General features: G+C 71.7%; 22 protein-coding genes. 12 read left to right on the forward strand and 10 right to left on the reverse strand.

Annotated features, from left to right (window positions below):
- Both ABD355_RS17415 and ABD355_RS17420 read left to right on the forward strand, forming a co-directional pair.
- Positions 1-744, forward strand: a complete 744-nt coding sequence (locus tag ABD355_RS17415; RefSeq protein ID WP_344401305.1) for a TetR/AcrR family transcriptional regulator — start codon at positions 1-3, stop codon at positions 742-744.
- 78 nt (positions 745-822) lie between these two features.
- Positions 823-1,215: a VOC family protein gene (locus tag ABD355_RS17420; RefSeq protein ID WP_344401306.1), complete on the forward strand. Its 393-nt coding sequence runs from the start codon at positions 823-825 to the stop codon at positions 1,213-1,215.
- Between the two features lie 350 nt (positions 1,216-1,565).
- Here the strand turns inward: ABD355_RS17420 and ABD355_RS17425 are convergent, their stop codons facing one another.
- Together ABD355_RS17425 and ABD355_RS17430 are read right to left on the reverse strand one after the other, a co-directional pair.
- Positions 1,566-1,850, reverse strand: a complete 285-nt coding sequence (locus ABD355_RS17425) for a DUF4235 domain-containing protein (RefSeq protein ID WP_344401654.1) — start codon at positions 1,848-1,850, stop codon at positions 1,566-1,568.
- Between the two features lie 42 nt (positions 1,851-1,892).
- Entirely contained in the window at positions 1,893-2,906 is a 1,014-nt protein-coding gene (locus tag ABD355_RS17430) for a glutathione S-transferase family protein (protein ID WP_344401307.1), read from the reverse strand.
- A 133-nt stretch (positions 2,907-3,039) separates the two neighbouring features.
- On the opposite strand from ABD355_RS17430, the gene ABD355_RS17435 reads away from it, so the two are divergent.
- Positions 3,040-4,017, forward strand: a complete 978-nt coding sequence (locus ABD355_RS17435) for a cation diffusion facilitator family transporter (RefSeq protein ID WP_425585759.1) — start codon at positions 3,040-3,042, stop codon at positions 4,015-4,017.
- 127 nt (positions 4,018-4,144) lie between these two features.
- On the opposite strand, the gene ABD355_RS17440 is transcribed toward ABD355_RS17435, so the two are convergent.
- A complete protein-coding gene (locus ABD355_RS17440) occupies positions 4,145-4,597 on the reverse strand; it encodes a nitroreductase family deazaflavin-dependent oxidoreductase (protein ID WP_344401309.1) in 453 nt (150 codons plus the stop codon).
- A 330-nt stretch (positions 4,598-4,927) separates the two neighbouring features.
- On the opposite strand from ABD355_RS17440, the gene ABD355_RS17445 reads away from it, so the two are divergent.
- Both ABD355_RS17445 and ABD355_RS17450 read left to right on the forward strand, forming a co-directional pair.
- Positions 4,928-6,127, forward strand: coding sequence for a cytochrome P450 (locus tag ABD355_RS17445; RefSeq protein WP_344401311.1), 1,200 nt, complete (start codon positions 4,928-4,930; stop codon positions 6,125-6,127).
- A 13-nt stretch (positions 6,128-6,140) separates the two neighbouring features.
- Complete coding sequence (locus tag ABD355_RS17450) at positions 6,141-6,347, forward strand: ferredoxin (RefSeq protein WP_344401312.1); 207 nt, start codon at positions 6,141-6,143, stop codon at positions 6,345-6,347.
- Between the two features lie 134 nt (positions 6,348-6,481).
- On the opposite strand, the gene ABD355_RS17455 is transcribed toward ABD355_RS17450, so the two are convergent.
- Complete coding sequence (locus ABD355_RS17455; RefSeq protein WP_344401313.1) at positions 6,482-7,033, reverse strand: TetR/AcrR family transcriptional regulator; 552 nt, start codon at positions 7,031-7,033, stop codon at positions 6,482-6,484.
- Between the two features lie 128 nt (positions 7,034-7,161).
- On the opposite strand from ABD355_RS17455, the gene ABD355_RS17460 reads away from it, so the two are divergent.
- Both ABD355_RS17460 and ABD355_RS17465 read left to right on the forward strand, forming a co-directional pair.
- Positions 7,162-7,623, forward strand: coding sequence for a nuclear transport factor 2 family protein (locus tag ABD355_RS17460; RefSeq protein ID WP_344401315.1), 462 nt, complete (start codon positions 7,162-7,164; stop codon positions 7,621-7,623).
- A gap of 27 nt (positions 7,624-7,650) precedes the next feature.
- Positions 7,651-8,184: a flavoprotein gene (locus tag ABD355_RS17465; RefSeq protein ID WP_344401316.1), complete on the forward strand. Its 534-nt coding sequence runs from the start codon at positions 7,651-7,653 to the stop codon at positions 8,182-8,184.
- Between the two features lie 4 nt (positions 8,185-8,188).
- On the opposite strand, the gene ABD355_RS17470 is transcribed toward ABD355_RS17465, so the two are convergent.
- Positions 8,189-9,052 (reverse strand): hypothetical protein, encoded by an 864-nt coding sequence (locus tag ABD355_RS17470; protein ID WP_344401317.1) that lies wholly within the window; start codon positions 9,050-9,052, stop codon positions 8,189-8,191.
- A gap of 212 nt (positions 9,053-9,264) precedes the next feature.
- Here ABD355_RS17470 and ABD355_RS17475 point away from each other — a divergent pair, with 212 nt between their 5' ends.
- On the forward strand, positions 9,265-10,236 hold the full coding sequence (locus ABD355_RS17475) for an aldo/keto reductase (protein WP_344401318.1): 972 nt from the start codon (positions 9,265-9,267) through the stop codon (positions 10,234-10,236).
- A gap of 173 nt (positions 10,237-10,409) precedes the next feature.
- On the opposite strand, the gene ABD355_RS17480 is transcribed toward ABD355_RS17475, so the two are convergent.
- On the reverse strand, positions 10,410-11,228 hold the full coding sequence (locus ABD355_RS17480) for a phytanoyl-CoA dioxygenase family protein (RefSeq protein WP_344401319.1): 819 nt from the start codon (positions 11,226-11,228) through the stop codon (positions 10,410-10,412).
- A gap of 64 nt (positions 11,229-11,292) precedes the next feature.
- On the opposite strand from ABD355_RS17480, the gene ABD355_RS17485 reads away from it, so the two are divergent.
- Positions 11,293-12,210: a helix-turn-helix domain-containing protein gene (locus ABD355_RS17485; RefSeq protein ID WP_344401320.1), complete on the forward strand. Its 918-nt coding sequence runs from the start codon at positions 11,293-11,295 to the stop codon at positions 12,208-12,210.
- Positions 12,211-12,583: 373 nt separating this feature from the next.
- A complete protein-coding gene (locus ABD355_RS17490) occupies positions 12,584-14,431 on the forward strand; it encodes a ricin-type beta-trefoil lectin domain protein (RefSeq protein WP_344401321.1) in 1,848 nt (615 codons plus the stop codon).
- A gap of 9 nt (positions 14,432-14,440) precedes the next feature.
- Here ABD355_RS17490 and ABD355_RS17495 read toward each other — a convergent pair whose 3' ends face one another.
- From ABD355_RS17495 to ABD355_RS17505, 3 genes are all read right to left on the reverse strand, one after another.
- On the reverse strand, positions 14,441-15,694 hold the full coding sequence (locus tag ABD355_RS17495; RefSeq protein WP_344401656.1) for an SLC13 family permease: 1,254 nt from the start codon (positions 15,692-15,694) through the stop codon (positions 14,441-14,443).
- An 82-nt stretch (positions 15,695-15,776) separates the two neighbouring features.
- Complete coding sequence (locus ABD355_RS17500; RefSeq protein WP_344401323.1) at positions 15,777-16,451, reverse strand: DUF4232 domain-containing protein; 675 nt, start codon at positions 16,449-16,451, stop codon at positions 15,777-15,779.
- A 126-nt stretch (positions 16,452-16,577) separates the two neighbouring features.
- A complete protein-coding gene (locus ABD355_RS17505) occupies positions 16,578-17,942 on the reverse strand; it encodes a serine/threonine-protein kinase (RefSeq protein ID WP_344401324.1) in 1,365 nt (454 codons plus the stop codon).
- A gap of 19 nt (positions 17,943-17,961) precedes the next feature.
- On the opposite strand from ABD355_RS17505, the gene ABD355_RS17510 reads away from it, so the two are divergent.
- Positions 17,962-18,531 (forward strand): RNA polymerase sigma factor, encoded by a 570-nt coding sequence (locus tag ABD355_RS17510; RefSeq protein WP_344401325.1) that lies wholly within the window; start codon positions 17,962-17,964, stop codon positions 18,529-18,531.
- A 102-nt stretch (positions 18,532-18,633) separates the two neighbouring features.
- On the opposite strand, the gene ABD355_RS17515 is transcribed toward ABD355_RS17510, so the two are convergent.
- Positions 18,634-21,006 carry a SpoIIE family protein phosphatase gene (locus ABD355_RS17515; RefSeq protein WP_344401326.1) on the reverse strand — a complete coding sequence of 791 codons (2,373 nt, stop codon included), beginning with the start codon at positions 21,004-21,006 and terminating at the stop codon, positions 18,634-18,636.
- Positions 21,007-21,262: 256 nt separating this feature from the next.
- Here ABD355_RS17515 and ABD355_RS17520 point away from each other — a divergent pair, with 256 nt between their 5' ends.
- Positions 21,263-24,358, forward strand: a complete 3,096-nt coding sequence (locus ABD355_RS17520; RefSeq protein ID WP_344401327.1) for a glycoside hydrolase family 2 TIM barrel-domain containing protein — start codon at positions 21,263-21,265, stop codon at positions 24,356-24,358.
- Positions 24,359-24,380: the final 22 nt, after the last annotated feature.

A 24,380-nucleotide genomic window follows, 5' to 3' on the forward strand; every position in this document is an offset into this window, starting at 1 on the left:
ATGAGCGAGCGCGTCGTCCCGCCCACCGCCCGTCGGCGCAGACGGCCCACCAAGCAGGGCGTCGTCCTGTCCGAGGAACTGATCGTCGCCACGGCCCTCAGACTGATCGAGGAGCACGGTGCGGAGGCCCTGTCCGTCCGCCGCCTCGGGCGGGCCCTCGGCGCCGATCCGAGCTCGCTGTACCGCTACTTCCGGCACACCGACGACCTGATGCTGGCCATCGCCGACGAGCTCATCGGCCGTACCCTGCGCATCTGGCGGCCCACCGGCGACTGGCGATCCGACCTGCGCGATCTCGGTCTGCGCATGCACGCGGGCGCCCTCGCCCATCCGCGGGCGGCCGTCCTGAGCTCGTACCGGGTGACGGGGCGGGCGTACGAGATCCAGGCCGTCGAGACCATCCTCGGTGTGCTGCGGGACGCCGGCTTCCCGGACGCCGAGGCGGTGCGGATCTACCACGCCTTCGTCGACCAGTCCCTCGCCTTCGGCGCCCTCGACTCGGCGAGCACGGCGCTGCCGAAGTCCGCCCAGGAGGGGGAGGCGGGGGTGTGGCGGGCCACCTACGCCCGGCTGCCCGCCGACACGCACCCGCACATCGCCGCGACGGCCCGCCACCTCGTGGCCGACATGCCCCGCAGCTCCTATCCGGCCGCCCTGGACCTGCTGTTGAGCGCTGCGGCGGCACGGCTGGCGGAGATCCGGGCACGGCCACGTGCGGCGGGGGAGCGTACGGCCGCCGACTGAATCCGCCGGACCGGGATATCCGTGAGGTACAGGGCCGCGGGACACGAAGTCCCGCGCCCCGGACCGTTCGGAGGAGACATGCCACTGGTGGAAGCGGGTTATCTGGTGCTCGACTGCCTCGAGCCCGAGAAGCTCGCCGTGTTCTACAAGGAGCTGCTGGCGGCCGAGGAGACGGACGCGACCGCCAACCGCGTGGAGATCAGGGGCGCCGACGGCACCCGGCTGGCCTTCCGCCGCGATGTGAACGCGACGCCGCCCAGCTGGCCGCGCCCCGAGAACTCCCTCCAGGTCCATCTGGACTTCATGGTGGAGGACCTGGACGCGGTGGAACGCAAGGTGATCGAACTCGGCGGACGCCCTCTGGACACGAAGGACGCGTCCGGCCCCTTCGAGGAGCGCGGCTACGCCGACCCGGCAGGCCACTCCTTCACCCTGCGCCGCACCACACCGACGGCGCCCAAGCAGGGCTGAGAGCCTGTGTCATGTCCCCGGCCGGGCGCGCGACGCCTGGCAGGCACTCCCCGACTGCCTCAAGGGCGTGGGGCCCCAGCGGCGTTGCCGAAACGCCCTGGTAGCTCCTCCCCACTCTCGGCTTCGCTCGAGCGGGGGGAGGACTCCCGTCGAGGGCGCTTCAGCGCCTTGCGATCGCACGCTCCCCCCGCTCGAACGACCTCGCGCGGGGGCCCATGACGCCGCGCGCTGGTCCGACCAGGGATACGACACCGGCTCTGAGACGGACCTGTCCGGCGGACCGGCCTGGCCTCACGGCGCGGGGCGCAGGAGGCCACCAGCCCGATCCACCGGACAGATCCCTGCCGGTGTCAGTCCCGGCCGCCCTGGTCGTCGGCCGGCCAGACGCCGGTGGAGCGCTCGATGGCCTTCGCTCCCGTGCGGTCCACCGCACTGCGCACCACGGCGAACAGGGCGCCCTGGACCGCCGCCGCCAGCAGGATCTCTCCCCAGCCGCGGTCCCGGTCGAGGGCGTCGGGCGCGTCCTCCTCGTGCCGCAGCGCCATCCACGTCTTGCGGAAGGCGAGAGAGGCGATCGCACCGCTGGCCCAGCCCATGGCGAACCCCAGGGGCTTGTAGGCGAGGGGCAGCTTCATTTTCCTCTTCTTCGTCTTTGCCACGTCTGTCTCCTTCGTCGGTCAGGGCCGGCCCGGCGCGGCAACCTCCTCGTCCGCCGGGACGGGCCCCGGCGGCGTCCCGTCGCCGAACGGCCGGCCGCCCAGCTCCTCACGGTGATGGGGCGTCAGCCACCCGGACAGGTCCGGCCCGAGGGGCACGATCCGGGTCGGGTTGATGCCGGTGTGCACCTGGTAGTAGTGCCGTTTGATGTGGTCGAAGTCGACGGTGTCACCGAAGCCGGGCGTCTGGTAGAGGTCGCGGGCGTACGCCCACAGGACCGGACTCTCCGCGAGCTTGAAGCGGTTGCACTTGAAGTGGCCGTGGTAGACGGCGTCGAAACGCACCAGGGTGGTGAACAGCCGGATGTCCGCCTCCGTGATCGTGTCGCCGACCAGATAACGCTGTCGCTCAAGCCGCGGTGTCAGCAGCTCCAGCCGCCGGAAGACACCGGCGCACGCCGCCTCGTACTCCTCCTGGTCCGTGGCGAAACCCGCCCGGTACACACCGTTGTTGACGTCCTCGTAGACGTCCGCCATCACCGAGTCGATCTCGTCGCGCAGGGCGTACGGGTACAGGTCCGGCGCCCCCTCGCGGTGCAGGGCCCGCCACTCGGTGGCCAGGTCCAGGGTGAGCTGCTGGTAGTCGTTGGTGACCAGCTTCCCGCTGGGTATGTCGACGATCGCGGGCACGCTCACGCCACCCGGGTAGCCGGTCTCCCGCCGGTCGTAGGCCTCGCTGAGGAAGCGGATGCCGAGGACCGGGTCGCGGCCGTCCGGGTCCAGGGAGAACCGCCAGCTGCGGTCGTCCTGGATCGGATCGGCGATGCCCAGCGAGAGGGCCTCCTCGAGGCCGAGCAGCCGGCGCGAGACCAGCGCCCGGCTCGCCCACGGACACGCACGGCTGGCCACCAGCCGGTAACGGCCCGCCTCCACGGGCCACCCGTCCCGGCCGTCCGCCGTGATCCGGTCCGTGAAGTGGCTCTTGGACCGCTTGAACGCCGTCTGCCCGTAGCTGCTGTTGCCCCCGCCGCCCATGGTTCCTCCCTGCGTTGCCTGTCCCCTGATGACCGGTTCCCCGTGTCTGGTGACCGGGTTCCCCGCATTCCCTCGATTCCCCCGGATTCCACGCGCGCGGTGTGAGCTGCCACGAGCGGGGCAGTCGGCGAAGGTGAGCGGGACATCCTCGACATCCTCGAACGACAAGGCGGACCGTAGGACACACGTCACCGTGGTGGTGGCGCTCGCCGCCAATCTGCTGATCGCGGTGGCCAAGGCCGCCGGCGGCCTGATCGCCGGATCACCGGCGCTGCTGTCGGAGGCGGCGCACTCGGTGGCCGACAGTTTCAACGAGGTCTTCCTGCTGGCCGCGCTGCGTCGCAGCCGTCGGCCGGCCGACAAGCGGCATCCCTTCGGCTATGGCAAGGAACGGTTCTTCTGGTCACTCCTGGCAGCCGTCGGGATCTTCGTCATGGGCGGCTGCTTCTCCTTCTTCCAGGGCGCCGAGGCTCTCAAGAACGGGGCCGAGGAGAAACTGAGCGGTTATGTCGCGGGCCTGATCGTGCTGGGCGTCGCCTTCGTCGCGGAGGGCATCTCACTGGCGCGGGCCCTGCACCAGGTGCGCCGCCAGGGCGGCACACAGCTCTTGCGCGATCCGGCGCTGCGCACGGTGGTCGCCGAGGACGGCACGGCGGTGCTCGGCGTGACACTGGCCGCCGCGGGCATGGCGCTGCACATGATCACCGGGCAGGTGGTGTGGGAGGCCTCCGCCTCGCTGGCGATCGGCGCACTGCTCGTCTTCGTCGCCTACCACCTGGGCCGCGAGGCCCGCGACCAGCTGATCGGGGAGTCCGCCGACCCGCGCACGGCGGCCCGGATCCGGTCCCTGCTGGAGGCCCAGCCCGAGATCGACAGCGTGGAGGCGCTGTTCACGATGAAGACGGGCCTCGACACGGCCCTCGTGGCCGCTCGCGTCGACCTGGTCCCCGGCCTGGACAGCGAGCAGGTCGAGGAGGTCGCCGTACGGATCAAGCGGTCCCTCGCGAACACCGTGCCCGAGGCCGCCGAGATCTTCCTCGACATCACCGACCGGCCCGCCGATGAGGCACGCGAAAGCCCCGCCGCGACGGGGGAACGCGGCGGGGCCTGACGCACGCGTTCCCGGCGCCACCCGGTTCATGCGTCCTCGAACGAAGAATTTTTTCCGGCCCGGTCCAGCCGCCGGTCGGGCGGCTGTGGGAGCGCCCGGTGCCGGAGACAGCCGGACCCGGCCCGGATCAGTGCTCCCCGTCGACCGGTTCCAGCACGAACACCGGGATCTCCCGGTCCGTCTTCTTCTGGTAGTCGGCATACGGCGGATACGCGGCCACGGCACGCTCCCACCACTCGGCCTTCTCCGCACCGGTGACTTCCCGGGCCGTCATGTCCTGCTTGGCGGGACCGTCCTGGAGCTCCACACGGCGATCTGCCTTGACGTTGTGGTACCAGACCGGGTGCTTGGGCGCGCCGCCCTGCGAGGCGACCAGGGCGTAGCGCCCCTCGTGCTCCACGCGCATCAGAGGCGTCTTGCGGAGCTTGCCGCTCTTCGCACCCCGGGTCGTGACCAGGACGACGGGCAGGCCGGTGTCAAGGAGCGTTGTCCCCTTTGTGCCGCCGGAGCTCTCGTACAGCTCCACCTGCTCGCGTACCCGCTGCTCCGGGCTGGGTTCGTACTCGCCCTCAAGAGGCATGTCATCCGTCCCATCGTCGAGTTCTGCAGCTGACTGGCACCGCACTTAACACCGGTGCACGCAAGATTCATCCATACCGCACTGCCCTTTGGAGGCGTGATCACGCCACTCGTCAGCGGATCGGTCACGGGCCGACCCCGCAACGGCTCCGGACATGGACGGATTGTGGAGGCGGCCACCGCCGCCCCGGCCCGATTCGAGATGCCCGAGCGAGCATCTCCGGCCAGAATGCCCGCGCCACCGATCTGGCCGAACTTCACGTCGTCCCATAGATGCCCCGGGCATCTAATGAAGATCTGCACGACGCACTCTTCGTCTGCGAGGTCTTCCATGACGGAAACGGAACCCGTCGCGTTCCCCCAGGACCGGACCTGCCCCTACCACCCGCCCACCGCCTACGACCCGCTGCGCGCCACCCGCCCGCTGAGCCGGATCACGCTCTACGACGGCCGTCCGGCCTGGCTCGTCACCGGGCACGCCCTCGCCCGCGAGCTGCTCTCCGACCAGCGCCTGTCGACCGACCGCACCCATCCCGACTTCCCGGCGCCCACCGAGCGGTTCGCTGCAGTGAGGAACCGCAGGGTCGCGCTGCTCGGCGTCGACGACCCGAAACACCGCACGCAGCGGCGGATGATGGTGCCCAGCTTCACCCTCAGGCGCGCCGTCGAACTGCGGCCGCAGATCCAGCGGATCGTGGACGAGCGCCTCGACGCCATGATCGCGCAGGGGCCGCCCGCCGAGCTGGTGAACGCCTTCGCGCTGCCCGTGCCGTCGATGGTGATCTGCGCGCTGCTCGGCGTCCCGTATGCCGACCACGAGTTCTTCGAGGGACAGTCACGCCGGCTGCTGCGCGGCCCCACGGTCGACGACGTGCAGGACGCGCGCAACCAACTGGACGCATACTTCGATGAGTTGATCGACAGCAAGCTGAAACAGCCGGAGCCCGGCGACGGCGTGCTGGACGAACTCGTCCACCTGCAGCTGCGCGAGGGAGTGCTCGACCGCCAGGAAGTCATCTCGTTCGCGACGATTCTGCTGGTCGCCGGCCACGAGACGACCGCCAACATGATCTCCCTGGGCACCTTCACCCTCCTCCAGCACCCGGAGCAGCTGGCCGAGTTGCGCGATGACCCGGAGCTCCTGCCCGGCGCCGTGGAGGAGCTGATGCGCATGCTGTCGATCGCGGACGGTCTGCTGCGCCGGGCCACCGAGGACATCGAGGCCGGCGGCACGACGATCCGGGCCGGCGACGGCGTGGTCTTCGCGACCTCGGTCATCAACCGCGACGAGGACGTCTACCCCGCCCCCGACAGCCTCGACTGGCACCGCTCCGCCCGCCACCACGTCGCCTTCGGCTTCGGCATCCACCAGTGCCTGGGCCAGAACCTGGCCCGCGCCGAGCTGGAGATCGCCCTGCACACCCTCTTCGACCGGCTGCCCACGCTGCACCTGGCCGCCCCGGCCGACGAGATTCCCTTCAAACCCGGCGACACGATCCAGGGGATGCTGGAACTCCCCGTGACCTGGTAAGAGGCTCAAGGCCATGCACACCGACACACACATCGAGATCGACAAGGACGTCTGTATCGGCGCGGGCCAGTGCGCCCTGGCCGCCCCGGGCGTCTTCACCCAGGACGACGACGGATTCAGCACGCTGCTGCCGGGCCGGGAGGACGGCGGCGGCGACCCGATGGTGCGGGAAGCGGCCCGGGCCTGCCCGGTCGGCGCGATCACCGTGTCCGGGGGCTGAGAGCCGAAGGGCCTGTGTCATATCCCCGGCCGGGCGCGCGACGCCTGGCACGCACGCTCGAACAACCTCGCGCGGGGGGACCCCCGTGACGCCGCGCGCTGATCCGGCCGGGGATATGACACGGGCTCCAAGGTTCAGCCCGCCCGCAGCAGCAGCCGTGCCGCCTCGCGCGCCTCTCGGGCGGGCTCGGTGCTCCGGGTGATCCCGGCGGTGACCATGGCGCCCTCGGCCAGCAGGAACAGCTGCCCGGCCAGGGCGCCGGGCAGCCCCGCGTCCGCCACGAGCCCGCCGAGATACTCCCGGAACGCCCCCTTGTGCGCCCGCACCTGGGCCGCCACCCGGGCCGACGAGGCGCCCAGCTCGCCGTAGGAATTGATCCACGCGCAGCCACGGAAGCCGTCCTCGCCGAACCACAGCTCCAGCCAGTCGAAGACCGCCAGGATCCGCTCCTCGGGCCCCTCCTGCTGCTGGGCGAACTCGGCCAGGCGGCCGCGCCAGCGCACGTCGCGCCGCTCCAGATACGCCTCCACCAGCTGCTCCTTCGCCGGGAACAGCTGGTAGAGCCGCTTGAGCGAGACACCCGAGGCGCCGCGGATGTCGTCCATGCCGACGGACTGGATGCCCCGCCCGTAGAACAGCTCCTCCGCGGCATCCAGCGCCTGCTCCCGGGCGACTGCACTGTCCATGACGGCCATGCGGCGTACGACCTCCCCTTGATGTGCCCGCTTGACGCGAGAACGAGCGTTCTCCTACGGTAGCAGCCCGAGGGAGAACGCTCGTTCTCCGTCGCTGTACGCCCTTCGAGGAGGAATTCATGGCCGCCGACCGCCCACCCCTGCCCCCGTTCACCCGCGAAACGGCCGCGCAGAAGGTCCAGGCCGCCGAGGACGCCTGGAACACCCGCGACCCGCACAAGGTGGCACTCGCCTACTCGGAGGACTCGGTGTGGCGCAACCGCGACACCTTCGTCACCGGACGGGCCGAGATCGTCGAACTCCTGACCGCGAAGTGGGAGCGCGAGCTGGACTACGCGCTGCGCAAGGACCTGTGGGCCTTCGACGGCAACCGCATCGCGGTCCGCTTCCAGTACGAGTCCCGCGACGCCGACGGCCAGTGGTGGCGCTCCTACGGCAACGAACTGTGGGAGTTCGACGAGCACGGCCTGATGACCCGGCGCGAGGCCAGCATCAACGACGTGCCGATCGAGGAGAAGCAGCGCCGCATCCACGGCCCGCGGCCCGAGGCCGAACGGGGACGGTCCTTCCCGCTCGCCTAGCGTTCGGCGGTGAGTAGGGTTTCGCGGATGACCGAACAGGCCGAGAAGCCCTTCCTCTACGTCGTCGTGTGCGCCGCCGGGATCGCCGCGGACGTCAGCAAGCTGATCACCGCCGCACAGGAGCGGGACTGGGAGGTCGGCGTCATCGCCACCCCGGTCGCCATGAACGGCTTCTTCGACACCGCCGCCGTCCAGGCGCAGACCGGCCGCCCCATACGCTCCGCCTGGCGCACCCCCGGCGACCCCCGCCCCTTCCCGCCGCCGGACGCCGTCGTGGTCGCGCCCGCCACCTTCAACACCGTCAACAAATGGGCGGCCGGGCTCGCCGACACCCTCGCGGTGGCCACCCTGTGCGAGGCCCACGGCCTGGGCGTCCCGGTCGCCGTACTCCCGTGCGTGGCCGACGCGCTGGCCGCCCATCCCGCCTACCGGGACAGCCTGGTACGGCTGCGCGGGATGGGCGTCCGGTTCGGCGAGCCGTACTCCGGCGAGCCGGAAGAGGACGGCACGCGACCGGAGTTCGGCTGGGAACGGGCGCTGGATCTGGTCGAGGGGCGGTGACGGCTCAGGCGCAGCGGACCGTCGGCCCCTCCAGCATGCCCCCGGTGTGCAGCGTCTGCCCCTGGGGCATCCAGTAGCCCAGCTTGGAGACGACCGTCGAGCAGGCGGACCCCACCGAGGCGCGGACCACGACCGTGGCCGGGTGACCCGGCTGCAGGTCGGTGAGGGCGCAGTCGAGGGCGTACGCGTTCCTGGTCGTCGCGGGATAGCGGCCGGTCAGCGGGTTGACGCAGCGGGCGTCCGACGTGGACAGCCGCACCCCCGAACTCTCCTCCCCGATCAGCCCGAACCGCGCGCTGCCGTCCCCTTGTTCGCTGTCACGGTAGATCCGGTACGTCAGCGTGGTCGCTGCACCGCGCTGCAGCGTGGTCCGGTCGACCTCGATGCGGTGCGTGGCCGGCGGCTTGGGTGCGGTCAGGGTCAGCGTGGCGTGGACGGTGCCGTGCAGATTCAGTCCGGCGGGTGACGACTTCACGCGGACGTCGGCCGTCACGTCGTACGTCCCCGGGCCGGGATACTCGCCGCCTCCGGGCAGCTTCCCGGAGGCGGCCGTCACGCCGCCCTTCCGCGCGGTCCAGGTGCCCGAGGTCAGACAGGCGCGGTCGTCGTCGTCCTCCCCCGGACCGGTGCAGGTCGCCGGAGCCGACATCGCCATCGTCGGGGTGCCGCTGCCCGCGCACAGGCTGACCACGGCACGCTGACCGTTCGCGCCCCGCAGGACCCCCGCGGGTGCGCACAGCGTCGACGGTTCCGGCGGGGGACTGGGACTGCTCCATGCGGGCGAGACCAGCATGAGGGGCAGGGCGAGGGTCTGCGCCGCCGTTCCCATCAGCAGCTTCGGCTTGGTCTTCGTCGCACGTGTCGGCATCGGGTTCCTCCCGCAGGGCCACGACCGGCCGGGCGCCGGTCACCTGCGCCGAGGATGCGCGAGCGCGCCGACCGCAAGGCGGCTCCCACGCCGGGCGGTCACCTGCGGGCAGCAACGACCGGTGCCCCGGCTGCCCGGGGGCGTGCTGCTTGCACTGCGGGCGAGGCCGTACGCTCCCCTTCGTACCCATCCCGAAGGCAGGAGCAGCAACGATGCAGTACGTGAAGCTCGGTTCGACGGGCCTGGACGTGTCGCGGGTCTGTCTCGGCTGTATGACCTACGGCCTGCCCGACCGCGGCGTGCACGAGTGGACGCTCGACGAGGAGGCCTCGCGTCCGCTGATCCGGCAGGCGCTGGAGGCCGGCATCAACTTCTTCGACACGGCCAACGTCTACTCCGACGGCACCAGCGAGGAGATCGTCGGCAAGGCGCTGCGCGACTTCGCCCACCGCGACGACATCGTCCTCGCCACCAAGGTGCACGGCCGGATGCGACCCGGCCCCAACGGTGCCGGCCTGTCCCGCAAGGCGATCATGACGGAGATCGACCACAGCCTGAGCCGGCTCGGCACCGACTACGTCGACCTGTACCAGATCCACCGCTTCGACCCGCACACCCCGGTCGAGGAGACCATGGAGGCCCTGCACGACCTGGTGAAGGCGGGCAAGGTGCGCTACATCGGGGCGAGTTCGATGTTCGCCTGGCAGTTCTCCAAGATGCAGTACACCGCCGAGCGGCACGGCTGGACCAAGTTCGTGTCCATGCAGAACCACTACAACCTCCTCTACCGCGAGGAGGAGCGCGAGATGCTGCCGCTCTGCGCCGACCAGGGCGTCGGGGTCCTGCCCTGGAGCCCGCTCGCCCGCGGTCGGCTCACCCGGGACTGGGGCACGGTGACCGAGCGCAGCGCGGGCGACAACTTCGGCAGCCGCCTCTACCCGGAGGGCGACCGCACCATCGTCGAGGCCGTCACCCGCATCGCGAACGACCGCGCCGTCCCGCGCGCCCGGATCGCCCTCGCCTGGCTGCTGCAGCAGGACACGGTGGCGGCCCCGATCGTCGGCGCCGCCAAGCCGCACCACATCGAGGACGCGGTGGCCGCCGTCGAACTCGAGCTCAGCGACAAGGAGATCGAGGAGCTGGAGGCCCCTTACTCCCCCCACCCCGTCGTCGGTCACAGCTGACGAAACGCTCCGCTGGCTGTGCCTGGTGCGGCTTCGCCGCGGGGCCGCGACTGGCCGTCGACACCCTGCGGGCCCGTCGTGGCTGGTCGCGCCCCGTGGCGGAGCCGCACATCGATACGGCCCCGCGCCCCTTCGGGGCGCGGCCGAACGGCAGCGGACTTGGACCGACCCGCTCAGTGCGGCCCGTGCGGTGCGAACTCCGTGCCGCACGGGCCCGCGCCCTCGCTCTCCGCGAGGAGCACGCGCTCGCCGTCCATCGACAGCGTGCGGTAGTAGTGCCCGATGCGCTCCGCAGACCGCCCCACGTAGTGGCCGATGAACGACCGGCGGAAGCGGTCGGTGGTCCCGTTGGGCTGTGAGCCGTGCACCAGACTGCCGTTGAAGAACAGGACGTCCCCCGGCGCCATGTCGACCGGCACGGTCGCCAGGCCCGGCGGCGGCGCAACGTACTCCCGCGCGAACGACACCTCGACGTCCGCCTCCTCCGGGCAGAACAGGTCCATGCGGTGCGTACCGGGGACGACCTCCAGACCCCCGTTGTCCCGGCCGATCACGTCACAGGCCACCCACGCCGCCACACAGGTGCCCGGCTCCACCCGCAGATAGAAGTTGTCCTGGTGCAGCGCCTGCCCCCGCGCGCCCGGCGGCTTGAAGTAGAACATGCTCTGCGCGGCCAGGACCTCCTCGCCGAGCAGCGCCTCCAGGGCCCTGCGCAGCCGGGCGTCGAGCAGCATGCGCAGCGCCGTCTCGCTGATCTCGTGCGGGTGCATCACCCTCGGGTAGGCCGCCAGCGGATCCTCGGACGCGCGCGGCTCGAAGTGCCCGGGCACCGGCCCGGCCGCGTGCAGGGCAGCGAACTCCGCACAGAGCCGGTCGATCTCGTCGGGTCCGAACAGCCCGCGTACGACCGTGAACCCGTCCTCCTGGAACTGCCTCAGCCCGTCCCGGGTGAGGATGGAGGCGCCGACGGCGCCCATATCCATGGCTGTCATGTGTCCGCTCCCTCGATCGGGTGTCTTCGGCTCATCACGCTAGGTCGCCGTGTGCTTCAGGAGGATGCCCGTGAACGCTGACGGATTGCCCGAGACTGCTGCGCCCGGCGATCCCGCCCCGCCGCCGGGCTTCGTCGTGGTCGGCCGCTACGATCGGCTGGAGGGCTACGGCGTCAACCGGCCGCGCGGCGCGGACAGCTGGCTGTTCACCTGGACCACGGGCGGACGCGGCCGGCTGCGCCAGGGCACGGTCGAGGCACGGGCCGGTGCGGGCGACCTGGTGGTGCTCGCCCCGGGCGTCGGACACGAGTACGCGGTCGAACCCGGCTCCCACAGCTGGCAGTTCTGGTGGGTGCACTGCCAGGCACGGCCGTCCTGGGCGCCGTGGCTGCGGCCGTACGACACCGGCGACGGACTGTTCGTCGTCACCCCGACACCGGCCGCCCTGCACGACCGGGTCGACGCGGCCTTCCGCCGGATGCTCGCCGACGCCCGCTGGACCGGCAGCGGGTCACCGCCCGCCGCCGCACCGGACGACCGGGTCGCCGTGGCGCACGGCACCGCGGCGCGGGAGCTCGCCCTGTCCTCCCTGGAGGAGATCGTCCTGCTCACCGCAGCCACCGCGCGCACCCCGGCGCCGCCGCCCGGCGTCGACGGCAGGGTCCGCCGCGCCGAGGCGCTGATCGCCGCCGACCCGGGCGCACCGCACACCGTGCACTCGCTCGCCGAAAGCGTCTCCCTCTCGCCCTCCCGGTTCGCCCATTTGTTCACCCGGCAACTGGGCCAGTCCCCGATGCGGGCCCTGCGCGAGGCCCGGCTGCGGCATGCCGCCCGGCTCCTGGAGAGCACCGACCTGTCCGTGGACCGGGTGGCCGCCGCCTCGGGGTTCGCCAGCCCGTTCCACTTCAACCGGGTCTTCCGCACACGCTACGGAGTGCCGCCCGGCGCCTACCGAAGAGGCGGCTCAATGGTTGAGACGTGAACCGCGGTACTCCGTCCGACCCGTGGGACGGGCGGTGGAACGCCTGCTCAATGGTTGCGGAGCGACCCGTGTGCGGACCAACTGAATCCCATTTCCGATTGCCGTGCCAACTGGCTTGACCGTTCGTCAAATCTCGTCGGCGGGCCCGCAGGGCAGAAAACCGCTGGATCTCTTGTTAGGCCTCCCTGACCTGTGCAAAGGTGTGCCCTGTCGGCGCACGGACAATACTTTTTCCGGCTGTGTGCACGAGGCCGCTCCCGTTCGACCTACGCTCCAAAAGAGCTTCCCCAGGTGGGCGTTGGAGCTGCCGAATCCTGTACCCATACCCGTTGGTATGGACTTTATGACGCATGCCCCCGAGAGGAATGCAGCCGTGAAAGACGCGGGCCTGTCGAATTCCCCCACGCCCGACCGCCGGTTCTTCGTGACGGACGAACAGCTGAGCGCAGAACTGAAGAAGTGGACGGGGACGACACCCGCGCTGCAGCCCGTCGGCGAACTTCTCGACCGGCACTGGGAAGCGGCGTTCGCCTACGCCCGGCTGTGCACCGACGGTGCCGCTTCGGCGGGAATGCTCACGACCGCCGCATTCACGCGGCTCTTCGGTGAAACCCTGCGGCAGAACGGGCCGACGTCCGCCTGGCGGCCCCAACTCCTCGTCACCGTCCGCCGGATCGCCGCGGAGTGGGACAACGACCACCGGCGCGAACACCTCCACCCCGAGCTGTCCTCAGAAGGCGGTGACCGCGTCGCGGCCCGCCTGCTCCCGCCGTCCGACCGCCGCCTGCTGTCCGGGGCCTTCCAGCGGCTGCCCCAGTCGGCCCGCTGCCTGCTGTGGCATGTCGAGGTCGAGGCGGAAGCGCTGGGGATACCCGCCGGCCTGCTGGGCATCGAGGAACAGGACGCCGCCGTCGAACTGGAGCGGGCCCGTGAACGGCTGCGCGAGGAGTGCCTCCAGGTCCACCGCGAACTCGCCCCCGAGCAGGAGTGCCGGCGCTATCTGCGGATGCTGGACGTCACCTACCGGCGCGGCGGAGTCGACATCGACCCCGACCTCAACGCCCACCTGGCCGGCTGCCGGCACTGCCGCCACACCGCCGACCAGTTGGCGCAGTTCAATGAGGGACTCGGCCTCGCGCTGGCCGAGGCGGTGCTCGGCTGGGGCGCGCGGGCCTATGTGGAGTCCCGGGTGGCCTCGCTGACCGAGGAGTCCGGCGCCCTGCCCCCGGAGATCCCCCTCCCGCCGATCCCGGGCGAGCCCTTCGCCCCGTCTCATCGCGAGCCCGGCACCGCCCCCCGCCCCGGTGGCCGCTCCGCCGCCCGGCGTGCCGCCCACAAGGCAGCCCGGCACGCCGCCGCCCGCCGCCGCAATCTCGCCGCGGCCGTCCTGACGGTCAGCGGACTGGTCGTCCTCCCGCTGGTCCTGTGGTCCGTCCTCGGCTCCGGCGACGGCACCACCAAGGCCGACGGCGACCACCCCTCCGAAACCCCGGGCAGCGGTACGGGCACACCGTCCGCGGGGCCCTCCTGGGTCGGCACCAGCACGGGCTCCCAGGGCACCATGCGCGGCAAACTGCACAACGCCGACTCCGGGCTGTGCGTCGCCGTCGTCGGCAAGAAGGCCGTCAAGGGAGCCGAGACCGAACTCGCCGACTGCTCCTCGCCGTCCGTCCAGCAGTGGACGTACGAGACCGACGGCCGTCTGCGCAGTGCCACGGACCCCGACCTGTGCCTGGACTCCCACCTCGGCTACTCGGTGCAGCTCGCGCCGTGCACGGGCGACTCCGAGCCGGGTGCCAAGAACATCCGCTACGACTTCACCCTGCAGGGCACCCTGGTGCCGCGCTGGAACCAGGACCTGGCCCTGACCCCCGCGGCCACCGACGGCTCCGGCGCCCTGGTCGTCAAGACCCGCGACGACGGCACCGCCCAGCGCTGGGTGTTCGACACGTCCAAGGCCGACCTGCAGATGCAGGTGGTCAACTGGGACGCCGACAACAGCCCCTCGCCGACACCGAGGGCCACCCCCAAGGCCGCGAGGACCCCGAGCCCCACCCCCACGCCGTCGGCCGCTCCGACGACCGCGCGGCCGACGCCGACGCACTCCTACCCCACGAACCCGTACTGCTACTACAACCCGTCCTACTGCGGATGGGGCGGTGACGGCTCGGGCTCCGGATACGGCAACGGGTACGGATACGGCGGTGGCGGCCACCACTGACCGCCAGGCTCAGCCGGCCACCTGCAGCGACAGCCACAGCGCCGCCACGGCCGCGACGAGCGCGGCCGGGGTGGCGAGCAGGCCGAGCCGGGTGAACTCCCCGAGCTGCACCTCCTGGCCGTGCCGCTGCACGATGCGCCGCCACAGGAGCGTCGCCAGCGAGCCCGCGTACGTCAGGTTGGGGCCGATGTTCACCCCGAGCAGCACCGCCAGCACCGCACCGGGCCCGCCGGCGGCGGTCAGCGGTAGCAGGACCAACACCGCGGGCAGATTGTTGATCAGGTTCGCCAGTACGGCGGCCAGCGCGGCGATGCCCAGCAGTGCGAGCAGCCCCGTGCCCGCGGGCAGCACATGGCCGAGGGCGTCGGCGAGCCCGTTGTCGACCACCGCCCGCACCACGATGCCGAGCGCGAGGACGAACGCCAGGAACGCCGGGGACGAGGCCCGCACCACCGACAGCGGGGTCGCTTTGCGCCGTACGAGCGCGCGGCAGGCCAGCACCAGCGCGCCCGCCGCGGCCACCCAGGCCGGGTCGATGCCGGCCGCGGAGGCCACGACGAATCCGCCCAGCGTGCACCCCACGGTGACCAGCGCGAACAGCGGCAGCGCGGGCGTCTCACCGGGTTCGGGGGAGTGCACGGACGCGGCCAGGTCCTCGTCGAAGAACCGCCGGAAGACCAGATACTCGGCGCCGATCGCGACCAGCCACGGCAGCGCCATCAGCGCCGCGAACCGGGTGAAGCTCAGCCCGCTCGCCTCGAAGGCCAGCAGGTTGGTGAGGTTGGAGACGGGCAGCAGCAGCGAGGCCGTGTTCGACAGGTGGGCGCACGCGTAGAGATGCGGTCTCGCCCGCACGCCGGCCCGGGCGGCGGTGGCGAGCACCACCGGCGTCAGCAGCACCACCGTGGCGTCCAGGCTGAGCACGGCCGTGATCGCCGACGCCAGCACGAAGACCGCCGCGAGCAACCGCCCGGGAGAGCCCGCCGCCCGCCGGGCCATCCACGCCCCGCACGCCTGGAACAGCCCCTCCACGTCACAGAAGTGGGCCAGCACCAGCACGGCGGCGAGGAAGCCGACGACGGGCCCGAGGCTGGCGGCCTCCGCCCGGGCGTGGTCCAGGGAGATCGCGCCAGTGGCGATCACGATCCCCGCGGCCGGGACCGCCAGCACGGCCTCCGGCAGGCCCTTCGGGCGCAGCACCGCCCAGGCGAGGACCGCGACGAGCAGGGCGGCGGAGAGTATTTCGGCGAGCGCGGTGTTCAGGGCAGGGTCCTTCAGGGCGGATCAGCGCGGGACCTCAATGAAAACAGGTCCCGGTAAGAGATCAGCCGGGACCCCTGCCCGCTCAGGGACCGGTACCCGGGCTGAGCACCGTCAGGAACACCGAGGAGGCGTTGCCGGAGACGGGGACCTGGCCGCCCTTCCACGTCACCGTGAGATGGTCCCGCTCGTTGGGGGGCGTGACCAGCAGCGAGGCGGGGGTGGCCGCGTGGGCGCCGCTGACGTCCGGGTTGGAGAAGGTCAGCCCGGCCCAGGCGCTCTTGCCCGGCGCCAGCGTCACCGTCGTAGGACTGCCCGAGGAGCGCTTCGGGTCCGGGCCCAGCTGTCGTCCGGACGCGTCCACGAACGCGGCACCCGGATAGCCGCGCACCGTGCAGGTGCGGGAAGAGGCGTTGGTCAGGACGACCGGGAAGTTCTCCTGTCCGGCACCGGGGTCGTTCTGCCCGACGGTGGCCCGCAGCTCCGAGGTGTGGCAACGGCCTCCCGTGCTGCCGGCCGGCGTGGACTGCGCCGCCGACGCGGTCCGGGTGGCCCCGGCGGGAGCGGTGCTCGTCGTGGAGGCGGACGCGCTCGCCGGGTCGGTGCTGTGGTCGCCGCCGGTGGCGGGCGCGGCCGTACCGGGCAGCGTCGTCGGAGCGCTCGCCGTGCCGCCGTTGCCGCAGGCCGTCAGCAGACCGAGCACCGCGACCGCACTCGCGAGCAGGGCCGCCCGGTGGACGGAGGGGGACTTCTTCGCCATGTGCCTCAACACTCCCGGAGATTCCTCGCACACGTCGTGGCGTGTGCGTACGGCGCTGATGTGCCCCGTCATGCAGGTCCGATGCGTGCCGGGGCGAAAAAGTTCGCGCGGCCCGAGTGTTCCGCATCAGCTTCCGACGCGTACGGAGGCGAGGATGCGGTCGGTCGCCGACGCTCGGCCACTTTGTCGGATCTGTACGTACACCCGAGTCTGCGCGCTGCCGTCCGCCGGGGCGAGCGCAGCCTCCGTGACCGCCCCGCCGCCCGGGCAGCCGTCCCAGGTGCGGACCCTGCCGTGCCACACGGTGCCCGTGTAGGCGCGGGCACCGTCGTAGTGGCAGTCCGGGTGGGTGAGGGCGTTCACCGCGGCCGTGAGGTCGCCGTGCCCGCTCAGCCCCACCAGCACGCCGTTGACCTCGGTCGTCAGGTCCTGCCACGCGGTCAGCCGGTCCGCGACGGCGAACCCCGGCTCATGGCCCGAAGGCAGGCCGAGCGCCCGCGGATCCCACCCGGAGTCGCGCACCTGCCGGTCCCAGCCGCGGGGAACCTCGGCGACCACCCTGCCGGTCGTGTCCGAGACCCGCACATCCGTGGTCGCCGGGGCCTGCCGGTCGACCAGCGCCAGCGTCACACCGACGGCCGCGACCACGGCCACAGCACCCGTAAGGGTGAGAGCCGTCCGGTGTCTTCGGGGCCGGTGACCGGAGGCGGCGAGCCGTTCCAGCTCCCGAGCGAAGGCCTCGGCATCGGGCCAGCGGCGGCTGCGGTCCGGCGCCAGCGCCCGCATCAGGGCCCGCCGGACAGCAGGAGCCAGCTCCGGACGCAGCCGGTCGGGCCGTACGACCCTGCCCGGCTCACCCGGAACCGCGCCGGTGACCAGGTGGTAGGCGACCGCGCCCAGGCTGTACACATCGGCCCGGGCGTCGATGCCGACGCCGGGTTCGGCCTGCTCGGGCGGCCGGTATCCCGCCGAACCGGCGGCCTGCGTGAGCCCGGACGCCTCCGCAAGACTCTTGGCGAGCCCCAGGTCGGCCAGCAGCACCCGCGAGCCGCCGTCGGGGGAGGAGCACAGCAGCACATTGCTCGGCTTGATGTCCCGGTGCACGATCCCCGCCGCATGCAGCGCCGCCGCGCCACGGGCGGCCAGCGCCGTCAGCCTCAGCGCCTCCGCCACCGGCAGCGGACCGCCGGCCGACAGCTCGGCGAGGGTGCCGCCGTCGGCGTACTCCATCACGAAGTACGGCCTCCCGTCCGGGAGTTCACCGATGTCGTAGACCTGCACCACCCGGTCCGAACCCGCCCGCCGCAGCATCCGCGCCTCGGCCAGGAACCGCTCCCGCACATCGAGCCGGTGCGACCAGTTGTCGGCGAGGACCTTGACCGCCACCGGTGCGTCGAGCTCGTCGTCATGGGCCAGCCAGACCGTGCCGAACGCACCCGTGCCCAGGCGCCGTTCGAGACGGTAGCGCCCGATCCGCTCGACGGAATGCATACGACTATCATGCCTGGACGTGGATCGTTCCCGAGGAGAACCCCAGGTCGCGCCCACCGAGGACCTGGCCCGCAGCGCCGCGGCGGGCGATCCGGCGGCGCTGGAGGGACTGCTCCGGGCGATCGGGCCCGAGGTCGTCCGGCGCTGCGGCCGGTTCCTGCCCTGCCGCGAGGACGCCGAGGAGGCAGCGCAGGACGTCCTGCTCCAGGTCGCCCGGAAGATCCCCACCTTCCAGGGCCGCAGCCGCTTCAGCACCTGGCTCTACACGGTCGTCGCCAACTGCTGCCGCCAGAAGTACCGCGAACTCAAGCGGCGCTCGGCGGAACAACCGGCCCCGATCGACGCGGGACGGCTCACCGACCCCCGCACCACCAGCGTCATCGCCGGCTCCCGCCTCGACCTGCTGGAGGCCCTGGACCGCCTGGAGCGCGAACACCCCCAACTCGTCGCCCCCCTGGTCTACCGAGACATCTGCCAGCTCGACTACACCGAGGCCGCCGAGCGCACCGGCATCCCCCTCGGCACCTTCAAGTCCCGCCTCCACGAGGCCCGCAAGCACATCAGACCTTGGCTGCTGGAAGCGCCCTGAAGGGCGCGCGACGTGCGCCCCGTAGGGGCGCGGGGAACTGCGCGACCAGCCACAACGCACCGGCAGACGCAAGACGACCCCACCGCGCAGCCCCGCGGAGCGTCACTCGTCGAGCAGCCCGATCTCCGCCCAGATCGTCTTCCCGTCCGCCGTATGGCGGCTACCCCACCGCTGCGTCAGCTGAGCCACCAGCAGCAGCCCCCGCCCACCCTCGTCCCACGTCTTCGCGCGCCGCAGATGCGGAGCCGTGTGGCTGGTGTCCGACACCTCGCAGATCAGCGTGGCCTCGTCATGGATCAGCCGCAGCCGGATGGGGTGCGCGCCGTACCGGATCGCGTTCGTGACGAGCTCGCTCACCACCAGCTCGGCGGTGAACGCCGCCTCCTGCAGCCCCCAGCCGTCCAGCTGCGCGACGACCTGCTTGCGGATCGGCGCCACCAGTGCCGGGTCGGCGGGGATGTGCCAGGTCGCCACCTGCGAGGACGGCAGCCCGCGGGTGCGGGCCAGCAGCAGGGCCACGTCGTCCAGGGCGCCGCCCGACGGCAGCAGGGTGTGCAGCACCCGGTCGCAGGTCTCGTCCAGCGAGTCGGAGTACGTCTCCAGCGCGTCACACAGCATCCGGTGGCTGGCGTCGACGTCCCGCTCGCGGGTCTCGATCAGTCCGTCTGTGTAGAACGACAGCACGCTGCCCTCACGCAGCTCCAGCTCGGCCGACTCGAACGGCAGCCCGCCCAGGCCCAGCGGCGGCCCGGCCGGGAGCTCCACCTGCTGCGGAACGCCGCCCGGCGGCACCACGACCGGCGGGGGATGCCCGGCCCGGGCCAGGGTGCAGCGCCGGGACACCGGGTCGTAGACCGCGTACAGGCAGGTGGCGCCGACCTCGCCGGGGCTGCCGTCGTTGCCGGCCTCCGCGGACAGCCGGACGACCAGATCGTCCAGATGGGTGAGCAGCTCGTCGGGGGCGAGGTCTATGTCGGCGAGGGTGCGCACGGCGGTGCGCAGCCGGCCCATGGTGGCCGAGGCCTGGATGCCGTGCCCGACGACGTCCCCGACGACCATGGCGACCCGCATCCCCGACAGCGGGATCACGTCGAACCAGTCGCCGCCCACGCCTGCCCGGGCCGCGGGCAGATAGCGCGAGGCGGCATCCACCGCGGCCGTGCGCGGCAGCGAGCGGGGCAGCAGGCTGCGCTGCAGGGCGAGGGCGGTCTCCCGTTCGCGGGAGAAGCGGCGGGCGTTGTCGATGCAGACGGCGGCCCGCGTGGTGATCTCCTCGGCCAGCAGGACGTCGTCCGCGGAGAAGGGGTCCGGCCGCCGGAACCGGGTGAGGACCGCGACACCGAGGGTCTGACCGCGGGCCCGGATCGGCACCGACATCGTGGAGTGGATGCCGTACTCCTTGACCCGCTCGGCACGTGCCTTGTGCCAGCTGAGCCACTGGTCGAGGTCGCCCGAGGAGACGGACGCGACGATCGTACGGCCGGCGATCAGCGAGTCGGCCTGGGGTGAGCCCGCGGGGTAGTGCTCCAGCTGCCCGGGCTGGAGGACGGCCTCGGGTGTGCCGGGATTGACCGAGAGGTGTGCGGCGCGGCGCAGTCCGATGGGCGCGGTCAGCCTGAGCGGGGGCTCGCCGCCGTGCTCCTGGAGGTCCAGCAGGTCGACGCTGACCAGGTCGGCCAGGGCGGGCACGAGAACGTCCACGAGCTCCTGCGTCGTACGGGTGACGCCGAGCGTGGAACCGATGCGCACACTCGCCTCGTTGACCAGCTGCAGCCGCTCCCGGGCGAGGTAGTTGTCGGTGAAGTCGTGCGCGGCCAGGCACACGCCCCGCACCCGCCCCTCGGCGTCCGTGACCGGCGCCATCCGGGCCAGCCAGGCGTGTGCGCGATCCTCGCCGCCGGTGCGCATGTACGTCTGGACGTCCAGTGGGCGCCCGGTGGCGAGCACCTGCACCATGTGCGCCTCGAGCTCCTCGCTCTGCGGCTTGCCGCCGATCTCGGCCAGTCGAAGCCCCCGCATGCGCTCCTCGGGGAGGCCGATCACGTCGACCATGGCGTCGTTGACCCTTCTCAGCCGCAGCCGCTCGTCGTACACGGCGACCGCGCAGGGCGACTGGGTGAGCGCCGCCTGGGCCAGTGGGTCGTCGGGGGAGTGCGGGGCGTCGCCGTCCAGGGGGCTGAAGAGGAGCCACCGGCCGGGCGTGTCGTTGCGCGACGGACGATGGTGGGCGAGCAGCCAGACGGACACCTCGTGGCCGTCGCGGTGGCGCAGCGCGACCGTGCCGTCCCAGCGGGCCCCGGCGGGCGCGAGGACATCCCTGTCGATCAACAGGTTCCGGCCGGGGCGCCCCACCACCTCGGTGACCGGCCAGCCCAGCAGCCGCTCCGCACCCGCGTTCCACTCGACAAGAGTGCCGGATTCATCGATGACAGCCCGCGCCGTCGCGGCCTCGTCGAACGGATACTCCGGGCTCATCGTCGCCACTCCATCGCGAACACTCACAGTGAACCGCCGGGTCACTTGAGTTCCAGCCTAGTCCGTCGCCGAGCCGCACGGACGGGAACCCCCCTGGGCGCGCGGCGGCCCGGTCAAGGGGCAATTCCGGCCGTTGTGACGCGTGGGGCAGAAGAACGTTCCCGCACCCTTGACGGCTCTGTGTGGCGTCCCGTCAGAATCTGTTTGTTCACGATCAGTTGTGAGTACTTCTGGGCCCTGATGAGGGGGAGCCGCCATGAGAGTGACTCGGAGATCGGTTCTGCTCGCCTCCGCCGCCGCGCCGGCCGCCGGAGCGCTTCTCGCCACCCCGGTGGCCCGGGCCGCCGAGGCCGCCGCGGGCGGATCCGGCCGCCGCACGGTCGCCCTGCGCGACGGCTGGCGTTTCGCGCTGGTCAACCCGGACGGGATCACCGATCCGACCGGCGCCTACACACACGCCGCCGACCCCGGTTACGACGACTCGGGCTGGCGCGAGGTGGCGGTGCCGCACGACTGGAGCATCGAGCAGACCCCGACCACCGAGCACGGCACCACCAGCGGCACCGGCTTCTTCCCCGGCGGCCTCGGCTGGTACCGCCTCGCCTTCACCCTGCCGCCCGCCTTCGCCGGCAAGCGGATCTCGGTGGAGTTCGACGGCGTCTACATGGACTCCTACGTCTACTGCAACGGCACCCAGGCCGGCCGGCACCCCTACGGCTACACCGGTTTCGCCTTCGACCTGACCGACCTGCTGCACACCGACGGCACCACTGAGAACGTGATCGCCGTCAAGGTGCAGAACCAGCTCCCCAGCAGCCGCTGGTACTCCGGCAGCGGCATCTACCGCGAGGCCCGCCTGGTCGTCACCGAACCGGTGCACGTCGAGCGCTGGGGCACCTACGTCACCACGCCGGACATCACCGCGGAGCGGGCCGTCGTACGCGTACGGACCTCGGTGGTGAACGAGTCCGGCGCCGCGAGCCGGGTCGAGATCCGCTCGACGGTCAAGGACCCCGACGGCCGTACGGAGGCCCGCGCGACCACCACGGTCGCGGTCACCGACAAGACGGCCGAGACCCATGAACTCACCGTTTTCGAGCCCAAGTTGTGGGACGTCGAGGCCCCGCACCGCTACACCCTGGAGACCGAACTGCGCGTCGGCGGCAGGACCGTCGACACCTACCGCACCGACTTCGGCATCCGCACTTACCGCTTCGACCCCGACGAGGGCTTCTCCCTCAACGGCACCCACACCAAGATCAAGGGCGTCGACCTGCACCACGACCAGGGTGCCCTCGGCGCCGCGATCAGCATCGACGCCGTACGCCGGCAGATGACCATCATGAAGTCGATGGGCGTCAACGCCTTCCGCACCTCGCACAACCCGCCCTCGCCGCAGATGATCCAGGTCTGCGAGGAACTGGGCATCGTGATGATGGTGGAGGCCTTCGACTGCTGGCGGACCGGCAAGACGACGTACGACTACGGCCGCTTCTTCGACGAGTGGTGCGAGAAGGACGCCACCGAGATGGTCCTCGCGGCCCGCAACTCGCCCGCCGTGGTGCTGTGGTCCATCGGCAACGAGATACCCGACTCCACCTCCACCGCCGGACTGGCCATGGCGGACCGGATCATCGGAGCCATCAAGGCGGCGGACGACACCCGGCCGGTCGTCATCGGCTCGAACAAGTACCACGGCGTGCCCGCCACCGGCTCCGCCGCCGACCTCATGCTCGCCAAACTGGACGGCCTCGGACTCAACTACAACACCGCCAAATCGGTCGACGCCCTGCACGCCAAGTACCCGAAGCTGTTCCTCTTCGAGTCGGAGTCCTCCTCGGAGACCTCGACCCGCGGCTCCTACCAGGAGCCCGAGCACCTCAACACCGGCGAGAACCACACGCCCGGCAGACGCGAGGTCTCCTCCTACGACAACAACCTCGCCTCCTGGACCATGAGCGGCGAGTACGGCCACAAGAAGGACCGGGACCGCAAATGGTTCGCCGGGCAGTTCCTGTGGTCCGGCATCGACTACATCGGCGAGCCGACCCCGTACGACGTCTTCCCGGTCAAGGCGTCCTTCTTCGGCGCGGTCGACACGGCCGGCTTCCCCAAGGACATGTACTACCTGTTCCAGAGCCAGTGGATCAGCGAGCCCATGGTCCATCTGCTGCCCATGAGCTGGAACCACGAGCAGGGCGACACGGTCGAGGTGTGGGCGTACTCCAACGCCGACACCGTCGAGCTGTACCTCAACGGCAAGTCCCTGGGGACGCGCACCTTCGACACGAAGAGGACCACGGACGGCCGTACGTATCTGGAGACCACGGAGGCCACCGGCGACGACAAGACCTTCACCACCGGCCCCTATCCCGGCAGTTACACCAGCCCGAACGGCAGCGCCGGCAAGCTGCACCTGACCTGGAAAGTGCCGTTCCAGCCGGGTGAGTTGAAGGCGGTGGCCCGCAGGGACGGCAAGGTGGTCGCCACCGACGTGCTGCGCACGGCGGGCGAACCGCATGCCGTACGGCTCACCGTGGACCGCAAGTCCCTCGTGGCGGACGGGCGTTCGCTGGCCTTCGTGACCGCGGACGTCGTCGACGCCCGCGGGGTCGTGGTGCCCGACGCCGAGCACCTGATCACCTTCGAGGTGACGGGCGGATCCCTCGCCGGACTTGACAACGGCCGGGAGGAGAGCGCAGAGCGCTACCAGGCCACCACCCGTACCGCCTTCCACGGAAGGGCCCTTGCGATCGTGCGTGCCGGCACCAGGACCGGCACCCTGAAGGTGACCGCCCGCGCGGAGGGACTGCGCACGGGAACGGCAACCGCGCGCACCACGCCCGCCCGGTCGGCCGCGACCACCCCGGCGGCCGCCTTCGGACCGGAGCACCCGGCGCCCCCGAACTATCCGCACGCGGACGCCAGTTACTCCGGCCGCCCGGACACCCTGCCCGCCGCGATGCTCGACGGCGACGCGGCCACCGGCTGGTCCAACGCCTTCGCCAAGTCGGCCACGGCCCTGCTGCCCGCCTTCAACGGCGCACGCGAAAAGGACTGGGTCTCGGTGGACTACGGGCGGGCCCGGACCTTCGACCGGGTGGAGGTCTCCTTCACCGTTGACGCGACACACAGCCTGCCCGCGTCGATCGAGGCGGCCGTGTGGGACGGACGAAGGTATGTGCCCGTCACCGGGGCTGCGGTCGACTGGGCCACCGCCTCGGACGCGCCGACGGTCCTCACCTTCGACGCGGCGCGCGGCTCCCGCCTGCGGCTCACGCTGACCAGCGCCCACCCGGGCGAAGTCCTCGGGGCCCTGCGGATCAGCAAGTGGGAGGCGCCGGGCGGCTGAGCGGCCGGAGTGGTCCGGGCGG

Origin of the sequence: Streptomyces longisporus (assembly GCF_039532765.1) — a bacterium.
GTDB lineage: Bacteria > Actinomycetota > Actinomycetes > Streptomycetales > Streptomycetaceae > Streptomyces > Streptomyces longisporus.